We start from the raw sequence: 12,108 nt of genomic DNA, 5'->3' as shown, positions 1-12,108 counted from the left end.
ACGCTAGCAGATGTGATGGCGCGGTTTAATGCCGGGGCTTCGAAAAACGGGGGACGACCGGGATGGCATGTTGTCCGCAATTGCCGACGCGAACAGCGATTCCCGCGCACTGGCGGTTTACACGCGGCGGCGCGTGGTCTTAATTCGGACCGAAACAAAGCACCCGCCTCAAGGAGGTGCTGCATCGGCGAGGAAATCAAGACCATCATGGCCAGGAAAACCGAGAACAACGGTCCGTCCGTCAGCGCGCAGGAAGCGCTCGAATTCCACGCCATGGGCCGCCCCGGCAAGCTGGAAGTCGTCGCCACCAAGCCGATGGCAACGCAACGCGACCTGAGCCTCGCCTATTCGCCGGGTGTCGCGGTTCCGGTTCTGGCCATCGCCGAGGACCCCTCGCGCGCTTTCGACTACACGACGCGCGGCAACATGGTCGCCGTCATTTCCAACGGCACCGCCATTCTCGGCCTCGGCAATCTCGGCGCGCTGGCCTCCAAGCCGGTCATGGAGGGCAAGGCGGTGCTGTTCAAGCGCTTCGCCGATGTCGATTCCATCGACCTCGAGGTCGACACCGAGGACGCCGACGAGTTCATCAACTGCGTGCGCTTCCTTGGGCCCTCCTTCGGCGGCATCAATCTCGAGGACATCAAGGCGCCGGAATGCTTCATCATCGAGCAGCGCCTGCGCGAACTGATGGACATCCCGGTCTTCCACGACGACCAGCACGGCACCGCCATCATTTCGGCCGCCGGCCTGATCAACGCGCTGGAGATCACCGGCCGCGACATGAAGACCACGAAGATGGTCTGCAACGGCGCCGGTGCGGCCGGCATCGCCTGCATCGAACTGATGAAGGCGATGGGTTTTGCGCCCGAAAACATCACTTTGTGCGACACCAAGGGCGTCGTCTTCCAGGGCCGCACCGAAGGCATGAACCAGTGGAAGTCGGCGCATGCCGTCAAGACCGAGGCGCGCAGCCTCGCCGAGGCGCTGGACGGTGCCGACGTCTTCCTTGGCCTTTCCGCCAAGGGCGCGCTGACCACCGCCATGGTGCAGTCGATGGCCAAGAACCCGATCATCTTCGCCATGGCCAATCCCGATCCGGAAATCACGCCGGAGGAAGTGGCGGAGATCCGCACCGACGCCATCATGGCCACGGGGCGTTCCGACTATCCGAACCAGGTCAACAACGTACTCGGCTTCCCCTACATCTTCCGCGGCGCGCTGGATGTGCGGGCGACCACCATCAATGACGACATGAAGATCGCCGCCGCCCGCGCACTGGCGGCATTGGCACGTCAGGACGTGCCCGACGATGTCGCCGCCGCCTACCAGGGCAACCGGCCGAAATTCGGCCCCAACTACATCATCCCGGTGCCGTTCGACCCGCGCCTGATCTCGGCCATCCCGATTGCGGTGGCCAAGGCGGCTATGGACTCGGGCGTCGCCCGCAAGCCGATCCTCGACCTCGACCGCTATGCGCAGGAACTCTCCGCCCGCCGCGACCCGATCGCCTCGACCCTGCAGCGCATCTACGACCGCGTGCGCCGCCAGCCCAAGCGCATCGTCTTTGCCGAGGGCGAGGAGGAGCAGGTCATGCGCGCCGCCGTCTCCTATGTGAACCAGCGGCTCGGCACCGCCATCCTGCTTGGCCGCGACGACGTCATCAAGGAAAACGCCAAGCACGCCGGCATCGACCTCAACAAGCAAGGCATCGAGATCATCAATGCAAGGCTGTCGCGCCGCAACGGCATCTACACCGACTATCTCTACGAGCGCATGCAGCGCAAAGGCTTCCTGTTCCGCGACTGCCAGCGGCTGATCAACAACGACCGCAACCACTTCGCCGCCTGCATGGTGGCGCTGGGCGATGCCGACGGCATCGTCACCGGCGTCACCCGCAACTATTCGACCGCGCTAGACGACATCCGCCGCGTCATCGACGCCAAGCCCGGCCACCGCGTCATCGGTGTCTCGATCGTGCTGGCGCGGGGCAAGACCGTGCTCGTCGCCGACACCGCCGTGCACGACATGCCGAATGCCGAGCAGATCGCTGACATCGCCGAGGAGGCGGCAGGCTTCGCCCGCCGCATGGGTTACGAGCCGAGGCTTGCCATGCTCGCCTACTCGACCTTCGGCCATCCGCAGGGCGAGCGCTCCGAACGCGTCCAGGAAGCCGTGCGCATTTTGGACAAGCGCCGCGTCGATTTCGAGTATGACGGCGAGATGGCCGCCGACGTCGCCCTCAACGCCCGCGCCATGGCGCAGTATCCGTTCATCCGGCTGACCGGCCCGGCCAATGTGCTGATCATGCCGGCGTTCCACTCGGCCTCGATCTCGACCAAGATGCTGCAGGAACTCGGCGGCTCGACGGTGATCGGGCCGCTGCTGGTCGGCCTGAACAAGCCGGTGCAGATTGTTTCGCTGAACGCCAAGGACAGCGATATCGTCAACATGGCGGCGATTGCGGCGTACACGGCGGGAACTTGAGGAGAGCGGTCCGCGTTGCGGACGAAAAGCCTGCGAACGCTCTCGAGGAAAGCAAGGCAGAGACCTTGGGCTTGTGCAGCCTGGACGGAATCGACCGCGCCACTCTGCCTGCGTGCAAATTGCAGGAATCTCGCGATTCAAGCCGAATTTGCGGGTAAATCACCGCGATCCATAAGAGATTGATAATATCCGGTTGTTATACCAGGGAGCTGTCGTAGATGTGCCAGAGCGGCATTTTGGACAGACTGGGGTGGTGACCGTCATGGATTTTCAGCCGTGAAGCACGATACGAGTCCTGCAACCGTGGTCGGCCAGGGAGCCTATCACGACGAGCGCCTGGATGCGCTTCTCAGCATCACCGGCCGGATGGACGGCTACCTTTACCGCTGCCGCAACGATGCGTCCTACACCATGCTCTATATCAGCGACGGCATTTTCACCGTCAGCGGTTATCGACCGAGCGATTTCATCCACAACGCGGTGCGCGACTATGTCTCGGCCATCCATCCGGACGACCTGCCCTCGGTCTATGCCGCCGTCGACGCCGCGCTGGAAGCGCGCCGCAACTGGAACGTCGACTACCGCATCGTGCCGAGCGTTGGGGAACCGCTTTGGGTCCGCGAGATCGGCGGCGGTGTCTGGGATGATGCCGGCGAACTCGAATTCCTCGAAGGCTTCGTCGTCGACATCAGCGACCGCAAGGTCGTCGAGGACCTCAATTCCCAGCTGCTGCTGGATCTGAAGACAGCCAACGAGGAGCTGTCCGCGCAAAAGCGCGAGATCGAACTGGCGAAGCAGCAGAGCGACCATTCGGCCAACCACGATGCATTGACCGACTTGCCCAACCGGCGCGCCTTCCACGACGAACTGAAATCGGTGGTCGCCCGCTGCGGCGCCACCGGCGAGGCGGCGGGTCTTCTGTTCATCGATCTCGACCGGTTCAAGGAAGTCAACGACACGCTCGGCCACGAGGCCGGCGATGCGCTGCTGCAGCGCGTGTCGAGCCAGCTTCGCTCGATCCTGCGCAGCGCCGATTTCGTCGCCCGGCTTGGCGGTGACGAGTTCGCCTTCCTGTTCTCGGGCGACGCCGATCTGGCACAGCACAAGGCCGTGCGCGTTGCCGAACGCATCCTGGAAAGGTTGCGGATCAAGGTTCCGACACCGAATGGCGCCATCCAGGTCGGCTGCACCGTTGGCGTGGCCATGTATCCGGCGGAGGCCGCCGATTCCGAAGCGCTCATCGCGCTCGCCGACCGGCTGATGTACATCGGAAAAAAGAGCGGCCGCAACCGGCTGGTCACCGCCAGGGAAATGGCGACGCAACAGCCCTCGTCGAGGCACCGCCACCCGATTAGCAAGACTGCCTAGGCGACGCTATCAAGGACTCTCAAGCCATACCCATCGCCTGCTTGTGGGTGGCAATCTCCGCCAACAGCCACGCGCGGAACCGCTTGATCCCGGCCGAGCCGCGATTGCCCGACTTCTGCTGCAGGCAGTAGCTTTCCGGAATCGCGTGCCGCACCGGAAACGGCGCCACCAACTGGCCGCTGGCCAGCAGATCCTGCGCCATGATGTTGTCGACCAGCGCCACACCGCCGCCATTGACCGCCTCGCGCACGGCCAGTGCCGGGTCATGGAAGATCGGGCCGGATTTGGCGTCGACCTTCAGCCCTTCTTTCTCGAACCATTCCTCCCACCAGGCGGTCGTATTCTCGTGCAGCAGCCTCTGTCCGGCAAGATCGGCTACCCGGCTTGGCGCATTCGGACCGGCAAGCAGGGCCGGCGCGCAGACGGGAAAGATCACCAGTGACACAAGCTGCAAATAGTCTGCATTGCCGGCATCGGCGGTGAACAGCACGCGCAGATCGGCGCTCGGATTGCCACCCCGGCTCTGATCGTCGTGGATCGACACGTCGAGTTCGAAATCGGGGTTCTCGGCGCGGAAGCGCGGCAGGCGATCGGCCAGCCACAGGTTCATGAAGGTGGCGTTGATCGACAGCGAGGCACGCTTGGCGGCATCGGGGCGGCCATGGCTGCCCAACTCTTCGATGGCAGCCTCGATCGACCTGAAGGCGGTGGACAGCCGGCGAGCGAAGTGGGTGGCTTTCGGCGCCAGTGTTACCTGCCGGATGCCACGCTCGAACAACTCCATACCCAGCGCCTGTTCCAGGGATCGGATATGCCGGCTCACCGCCGAGGGCGTCAGCCGCAACTCGTCGGCGGCCTCCTTGAAGCTGTGCAGGCGCGCCGCCGCTTCGAAAGCCCGGATCGCATTCAACGAAGGTAGCTTCATGCGCAAAGACAAAACTTGAGATGAGTTTTTGTCAAGTATGACGAACAGAAATGCCGTTTGTCGGACTGTGCCGAACGGGCAATTCTCGCGCGATCCGACCCCTTGGGAGACCGCGCCATGCGCCATCTTGCCACCCTTGCCGTATCGATGTTCGCCCTGTCCGTTTGCGCCCTGACGAGCGGTGCTCTCGCCGCCGAGGACAAGACCGTCAACATTTACTTCTGGTACGATTACGTGCCCGCCGACACCATCGCTGACTTCGAGAAACAGACCGGCATCAAGGTCGTCTACGACACATTCGATGCCGTCGAGATGCTCACAACCAAGGCGCTGACCGGGGGCTCCGGCTATGACCTGATCATGCCGGGCGCATCGATCGTCGGCCAGTACATCAAGGCCGGCGCCATCCAGAAACTCGACGAAACGAAGCTCCCCCACGCCTCGGGTCTCAATCCCGACATCATGGCCTTCCTGGCCAGGCAGGATCCGGGCAACGCCTATGCGGTGCCCTATGCCTATGGCACCACGGGCATCATCTACAACAAGGCCAAGATCGCCGAGCGGATGAAGGACGCCCCGCTCAACAGCCTCGACATGATCTTCAAGCCGGAGGTGGTGGAAAAATTCCAGGATTGCGGCATCGCCATGGTCGATTCGCCGGAAGGCGTGATGTCGATCGCGCTCAACTACCTCGGCTTCGACCCGTTCTCGACCGACGAGAGCGAGATCAGGAAGGCAGCCAATCTGCTCACGGTGATCAAGCCTTACATCAGGCATTTCAAATCCGGCTCGATCATGAGCGAGATGGCGGCCGGCGATCTCTGCCTGGCGCTTGGCTGGAGTGGCGATGCGATCGGCGCGGCGACCAAGGCGGTGGACGCCAAAAGCGGCGCCGATATCGGCTATTCCATCCCGAAGGAGGGCACGGAAATCTTCTTCGACGTCGTCACCATTCCGGTCGATGCGCCGCACCCCGAAAATGCCCAGGCCTTTCTGGATTTCCTGATCACGCCGCAGGTCGCCGCCCGCTTCACCAACGCGACGCTCTACCCCAACGCGGTCACGGCGGCGGCGCCGATGATCGACGAGACCGTCCGCGACAATCCCGACATCTACCTCTCGAAAGAGACGATGAAGCATCTGTTCGCCGCCCAGCCGCGCGACCAGAAATCGCTTCGCCTGGTCACCCGGCTGTGGACCGGCTTCATCACCGGAACGAACTGATCCCCGGCTCCGCCCGACTCCCAACACTCTCTCCAGCAAAGATGTGATCGACATGCTCAAATCCCTGCCGCGTACGCGCGAAACCGACGATGCCGTTTTCGGCAAGAACATCTATGGCGGCTCGCACGAGCCGGTCTATGGTGGCGTCCTGTCCTTCATGCGCCGCAGGTTGACCCGCAACCTTGACGGCGTCGATGTCGCCGTGTGGGGCATTCCGTTCGATGCGGCCGTCTCCAACCGGCCGGGCGCCCGCTTCGGTCCGCAAGGCGTGCGGCGCGCCTCGGCCATCCTCGAAGGCGATCCGCAATATCCCTTCCGCGCGGATCCGTTCGAACGGTTGGCGGTCATCGACTATGGCGATTGCGGTCTCGATTTCGGCCGGCATGACGAGACGCCGTGGCAGATCGAGGCACAGGCAAGCGAGGTCGTCGATGCCGGCGTCACGCTGTTGTCCATCGGCGGCGATCACTACGTCACCTGGCCGCTGCTCAGGGCGCATGCGAAGAAGTATGGGCCGCTGGCGCTGGTCCAGTTCGACGCCCATCAGGACACCTGGCTCGACGAGGAGAAGCGCATCGACCATGGCTCGTTCGTCGCCAGGGCGGTGGCCGAAGGCCTGATCATACCGGAGCGCTCGATCCAGGTCGGCATCCGCACCCATGCGCCGGACACCTGTGGTCTTGAAATCCTGCATGGCGAAGATGTCGCCGAGCTCGGTGTGGCCGGCGTTGTCGAGCGCATCAAGGCGCGTGTGGGCGATGCCAGGACCTATCTGACCTTCGACATCGACTGTCTCGACCCGGCCTTTGCCCCAGGCACCGGCACGCCGGTCGCCGGTGGTCTTTCGTCACGCGAGGCGCTGATGATCCTGCGGCGCCTGGGCTCGCTCGATATCGTCGGCGCCGATGTCGTAGAAGTGGCGCCAGCCTATGACCATGCCGACGTCACGTCGATCGCCGGTGCTGCCGTGCTGCAGCACTATCTTGGCTTGCTGGCGGAAAGGAAAGGATAGCTCCGGCCGGCGGGACTCGTATCAGTTTTAGTTTTAGTCCGGCGCGAAGGCACGCGCTGCCTCGACGACCCCATCGACCTGATCCTGCCGGAGCAGGTCGATGGGAACACGGCCGTCGAGCTGCCCCGAGGGGCGCGTCAGCCACAGCCATGCCAGTCTGGGATTGCTGATCAGCGACAACACGTCGCGAATGCCCGCGACCGGCCTGCCGTCGACGAACTGCGCCAGCGGGAAGACATGTTTGCGGCCGCCCTTGCGCAAGGCGATGACCTCACCCCGCCGCTGCCAGCGATGCAGCGTCGAGCGGGCGATGCGCAAATTCTCTTCCAGGTAAGTCGAGCCGGCGACGCGGCCCGCCCAGTCCTCGATCAGCATCGATTCGAGATCGTCGGACTTTGGCAGCGAAGGGGGCTCGACATCGGCCAACGGGATCGTCGTCGGCTTTGTCGCGCTAGCAATACCGGCTTCGCTGCGCCGCGCGGCCTCGGCCGCCAGTGCGCGCACGAATTTCGATGCCAGGCCGGGAAGGTCGGCATGAATGGCGTCGATGGCGCGCTGGTGCTTCGGCGACAGCAAGGTGACGGCGGATGCTATGCTGCCGGCGATCTTGCCGACCGAGACCATGGTGGGCTTGTTGATGGCCTCGTCATAATGGGCAAGCGCGCGTTCGACGTCCTCCGCGACCATCTCCGCGAAGTCGTCCTGCTTGAGGCCCTGGATATGAAATCTGTTCATGCATCTGTCTTCCGGGCCGCGCGCTCCTCCCCGCGACCGGTTGTTGAACTTCTAGAGCGGAAAGCGGAAATCGCAGCGGCAACAGATGCAGCGGCCCGACAGCTTGCTGTCTTGCATTTCTTGACACCCCAACTGACTGTGGGCGCCCCGAAATGTCAGTCGCAGGGCGCCTCGATTGCGTGTAGGTGCGATATGTGACAGCCGCGCGACGGTGAGCGCACCGACGGCTAAGCTGCCGATCTCCCCCCTTGTGGGGGAGATGCCCGGCAGGGCAGAGGGGGGCGCGAAGGATCACTACTGAGCGACGCTTTTTTCAGCGCCCCACGCTCTTCTTGATGTGCAAATTCGCAGGAGATGCTGGCGGGACAGCGCCCCCCTCTGGCCTGCCGGCCATCTCCCCCACGAGGGGGAGATCGGCAGTTGTCTCTACAGCAACCCCGCCTGCTCAGCCTCTCGGCGCAAATTCTGCCGTGGCCTGGGGCCGATCTGCTGGATCACCAATCCGGCCGCCAGTGAGCCAAGGTCGCCGCAGGTCTGCAGGTCGCGGCCTTGCGTGTAGCCATGCAGGAAGCCTGCGGCATAGAGATCGCCGGCGCCAGTCGTGTCGACCAGTTCGTTGATGGCGGTCGCCTTGATCACCACGGTCTCGTCGCCACGCACGATCACCGAGCCTTTTTCCGAGCGGGTCACGGCGGCGATCCTGCAATCCTTGCGGATCTGCGCCAGCGCCTCGTCGAACGACGACGTCTGGTAGAGCGACTTGATCTCGTGGCTGTTGGCAAACACGATATCGACCGTGCCCGAACGCATCAGCTCGAGGAATTCGTCGCGGTAGCGGTCGACGCAGAACGAATCCGACAGTGTCATCGAGACTTCGCGGCCTGCCGCGTGCGCCAGCTTTGCCGTCTGCCGGATTGCTTCCTTGGCGCGCGGCGGGTCCCACAGATAGCCTTCGAAATAGGTGACTTTGGCGCCAGAGGCCTTGTCGGCCTCGACGTCCTCAGGGCCAAGCTCGACGCAGGCGCCGAGATAGGTGTTCATCGAGCGTTCGCCGTCGGGGGTGACGAAGATCATCGAGCGCGCCGTCGGCGGCTCGCCCTTGAGCGGAATGGTGTCGAAGGCGACGCCCTGCGCATGGATGTCGTGGGCATAGATTTCGCCCAGCGCATCGTTGGAGACCTTGCCGAAGAAGGCGGCGCGGCCGCCGAAGCTGGCGACGCCTGCCGCCGTGTTGCCGGCGCTGCCGCCGGAGGCTTCGATCGCCGGCCCCATGCGGCTGTAGAGCAGTTCGGCGCGCTTTGTGTCGATGAGGTTCATCGCGCCCTTGATGATGCCGTTGGTCTCGAGGAATTCCTCGTCGCACTGGGCGATGATGTCGACAATGGCATTGCCGATGCAAAGCACGTCATATTTCGGCATCAATGTCTCCGCCAAAAACCGAGCCGGCTTCTTGCCACGCCCGGGCGGGTCTACAGCATGACACCCGATAATTGGCAACCGATTTTCTGTCGTCGCCGGCGGGGGCGGTGCGCCAGATGCGCATCAGCCGCGAGGCGCTATGACAATTCGACCGTGGCCGAAGCATTTCGTCGCCGCCCCGCTTACAAGCCTGGCTCAGACGATCCCGTTTCAAAGGCGAGCCAGCCATGCCTGCAAAGAACGACATGACCACCGACCTGGCGCTGCTCGTCGTGCTGGCGGTACTCTGGGGCGCCTCCTACACCTTCATCAAGATCGGCGTCGAGACGATCCCGCCGGTCACCTTCATTGCCGCCCGCACCCTGATCGCCGGTGGCATCCTGTTGGCCATCATCCGCTGGCGCGGGCTCGCCATGCCGGGCGACGCGGCAAGCTGGCGCCGCTTCGCCTTCCAGGCATGCCTCAACAGCGTCACACCGTTCACCCTGATCGCCGCGGCCGAACGCTCGGTCGACGCCGGCCTCGCCACCATCCTGAACGCGACCTCACCGATCTTCACCTTCCTTTTGACCGCGCTCATCACCCGCCACGAGCCGGTCACGTTGCGCAAACTGATTGGCGTCGGCGCCGGCATTGCCGGCATCTGCCTCATCATCGGCACGCAGGCGCTGGGTGGTCTCGGTCATGAGTTGTGGGCGCAGTTGGCAATCGTCGCGGCAACAATCTGCTATGCCGGTGCGGCCATTTTCGGCCGTGGCTTCAAGGGCCTCGATCCAATGCTGCCGGCCGCCGGTTCGATGCTGTGCGGCGCCGTCATCCTCGTGCCCCTCAGCCTGGTGTTCGACCAGCCATGGACGCTGGCGCCGTCGACCGCATCGATACTGGCCTTGCTCGGCCTGTCGGTGTTTTCCACGGCGCTGGCCTTCGTCATCTATTTCCGCCTCATCCACACGCTGGGCTCGGTCGGCACCACCTCGCAAGCCTATCTGCGCGTGCCGATCGGCGTCGGCATCGGCGCGCTCTTCCTCGGCGAGAGCCTCGGCTCGACAGCATGGCTGGGCATGGGTTTTGTCGTGGCTGGGGTCGCGGCGATGACCATACCGGTTAGCAAGCCGGCGTTTGCACGGTAAACGCCCGCCCGCTTGTGCTCATGGCCTGCGCTGCCTATCTCGGAAGCATCCGCCTTTTAGGCGGCGTCCGCTAACGGGGGGGTGTGACAAGGTGATTTTCGACGCTGCCCGCACTGCGGCCCTTGAGCTGCTCTCGCCTCCATTTCGGGCCGTGTTCATCAAGACGCTGGGCTTGACCGTGTTGGCGCTGGTCGCCCTGTGGTTCGGCCTGACCAGCCTCGTCGAGTGGCTGGCGCTGCCTTGGCTGCAGACGCTGTTGCCCGGCATGCCGTCCTGGGCCGGCTGGCTCGGCGGCATCATCGCGGCAATAGCGCTTGCCTTCGGCATGGCGTTGCTCATCGCACCGGTGACGGCTGTCGTCGCCGGCCTGTTCCTCGACGATATCGCCGACGTGGTCGAGCGCACCGACTACCCCGGCGATCCATCTGGCCGCGCCATGCCGGCACTGCGCTCGCTGGTGCTGTCGATGCGATTTCTCGGCGTCGTCATTCTTGGCAACATCGTCGCCCTGCTGCTTCTCCTGGTGCCGGGCGTCAACATCGCCGCCTTCTTCATCGTCAACGGCTATCTGCTTGGGCGCGAGTTCTTCGAATTCGCCGCCATGCGCTTTCGCGGCGAAGAAGAGGCCAGGGCCTTGCGCAGGCACTATGCCGGCACGGTGTTTCTCGCCGGGCTGCTCATCGCTGCCTTCCTCGCCGTGCCATTGCTCAATCTGGTGACGCCGCTCTTCGCCGCCGCCATGATGGTGCATCTGCACAAGGCGATCTCGGTACGGGAAATGGCTCGATCCGGATATCGGCGCCCTTAACGCAGGAGAAATCCGCGTCCGAGCTCGTCATCGGCCTCGACAATGAATTCGGCCCGCCCGGAATAATAGGCGCGTCCGCCGACGCGGGCGATGATCGCCTCATGCGGGCCAGCCTTCGCCGTCCGCACCACGGCTCCGGAAAAGCGCGAACCGGCGATGCTCTCGAATGTACGCGTCTGTCCGATCGCGATCTGGCCCTTGGCGTGCATGGCCGCCAGGCGAGCAGTGACACCGGAACCGGTCGGCGAGCGATCGACCTCGGCTTCGGCGAAGACGCAGATGTTTTTGGTCACCTCGCCGGAAAACGCATCGCGGCCATCGGTCAGGATGGTGCCGTAGAGAAAGGCAAGGTCGGCGTGGTCGGGATGCGACAGCGGAAAATCGGCCTTGAGCCTGTTTGTCAGCGCGGTTGCCGCATCGACGAAATCGCGCACCCGGTCGCGGCCGAATTCCAGCCCGAATTGGTGGCAATCGGCCAGAGCATAGAAGGCGCCGCCATAGGCGATGTCGAAGCCGATCGTGCCATGGCCCGCCAGCTCTATCGTCTGGCTGCCGGCGAACAGGAAGGCCGGCACGCTTTCGAACGACACCGCGCCGGCCTTGCCGTCCCTGACCTCGACCGAGGCGACGACCAGCCCGCACGGGGCCTCGATATTGACAGTCGTGATTGGCTCCTGTTTCGCCACCAATCCTTCATCGATGGCGTAGCGGCCGAGAGCGACGATGGCGTGGCCGCACATGGTCGAATATCCCTCATTGTGCATGAACAGCACGGCGAGATCGGCGCCGGGCAGATCGGGTTCGACCAGCAAGGCGCCATACATGTCGTAATGGCCGCGCGGCTCGAACATCAGGATTTTCCTGAGATGATCGAGGTGGTCGCGCACATAGGCGCGCTTTTCCAGGATGGTGCCCTTTGGAATGCTGGGATAGCCGCCGGTGACGATCCGGAGCGGCTCGCCGCCGGTATGCATATCGACGACGGTAAGCGTCATGCGAT

At 63.9% G+C, this 12,108-nt stretch carries 10 protein-coding genes; 6 read left to right on the top strand and 4 right to left on the bottom strand.

What is annotated here, in order from left to right; genetic code table 11:
• The first annotated feature begins 207 nt into the window (after positions 1-207).
• Positions 208-2,487 (top strand): NADP-dependent malic enzyme, encoded by a 2,280-nt coding sequence (locus tag HB777_26145; protein QND67061.1) that lies wholly within the window; start codon positions 208-210, stop codon positions 2,485-2,487.
• 276 nt (positions 2,488-2,763) lie between these two features.
• Complete coding sequence (locus HB777_26140) at positions 2,764-3,855, top strand: sensor domain-containing diguanylate cyclase (GenBank protein ID QND67060.1); 1,092 nt, start codon at positions 2,764-2,766, stop codon at positions 3,853-3,855.
• A gap of 19 nt (positions 3,856-3,874) precedes the next feature.
• On the opposite strand, the gene HB777_26135 is transcribed toward HB777_26140, so the two are convergent.
• Complete coding sequence (locus HB777_26135; protein QND67059.1) at positions 3,875-4,780, bottom strand: LysR family transcriptional regulator; 906 nt, start codon at positions 4,778-4,780, stop codon at positions 3,875-3,877.
• A gap of 117 nt (positions 4,781-4,897) precedes the next feature.
• Between HB777_26135 and HB777_26130 the strand changes: the two genes are divergently transcribed.
• Together HB777_26130 and speB are read left to right on the top strand one after the other, a co-directional pair.
• Positions 4,898-6,004, top strand: a complete 1,107-nt coding sequence (locus HB777_26130) for a polyamine ABC transporter substrate-binding protein (protein ID QND67058.1) — start codon at positions 4,898-4,900, stop codon at positions 6,002-6,004.
• 52 nt (positions 6,005-6,056) lie between these two features.
• Positions 6,057-7,016: an agmatinase gene (gene speB, locus HB777_26125; protein QND67057.1), complete on the top strand. Its 960-nt coding sequence runs from the start codon at positions 6,057-6,059 to the stop codon at positions 7,014-7,016.
• Between the two features lie 33 nt (positions 7,017-7,049).
• On the opposite strand, the gene HB777_26120 is transcribed toward speB, so the two are convergent.
• Both HB777_26120 and HB777_26115 read right to left on the bottom strand, forming a co-directional pair.
• Positions 7,050-7,751 (bottom strand): DUF2384 domain-containing protein, encoded by a 702-nt coding sequence (locus tag HB777_26120; protein ID QND67056.1) that lies wholly within the window; start codon positions 7,749-7,751, stop codon positions 7,050-7,052.
• A 426-nt stretch (positions 7,752-8,177) separates the two neighbouring features.
• Complete coding sequence (locus HB777_26115; protein ID QND67055.1) at positions 8,178-9,170, bottom strand: adenosine kinase; 993 nt, start codon at positions 9,168-9,170, stop codon at positions 8,178-8,180.
• A 227-nt stretch (positions 9,171-9,397) separates the two neighbouring features.
• Between HB777_26115 and HB777_26110 the strand changes: the two genes are divergently transcribed.
• Together HB777_26110 and HB777_26105 are read left to right on the top strand one after the other, a co-directional pair.
• Positions 9,398-10,300, top strand: a complete 903-nt coding sequence (locus HB777_26110; GenBank protein QND67054.1) for an EamA family transporter — start codon at positions 9,398-9,400, stop codon at positions 10,298-10,300.
• A gap of 91 nt (positions 10,301-10,391) precedes the next feature.
• The gene (locus HB777_26105) at positions 10,392-11,108 is read left to right on the top strand and encodes a sulfate transporter family protein (protein ID QND67053.1); all 717 of its coding nucleotides are present in this window, start codon (positions 10,392-10,394) and stop codon (positions 11,106-11,108) included.
• Here HB777_26105 and HB777_26100 read toward each other — a convergent pair.
• The gene (locus HB777_26100) at positions 11,105-12,103 is read right to left on the bottom strand and encodes a proline racemase family protein (GenBank protein QND67052.1); all 999 of its coding nucleotides are present in this window, start codon (positions 12,101-12,103) and stop codon (positions 11,105-11,107) included. The genes HB777_26105 and HB777_26100 overlap by 4 nt on opposite strands.
• Positions 12,104-12,108: the final 5 nt, after the last annotated feature.

The sequence above is a fragment of the Mesorhizobium loti genome (assembly GCA_014189435.1).
Taxonomy (GTDB): Bacteria; Pseudomonadota; Alphaproteobacteria; order Rhizobiales; family Rhizobiaceae; genus Mesorhizobium; species Mesorhizobium loti_G.
This window is presented reverse-complemented; position numbering and strand designations above follow the sequence as displayed.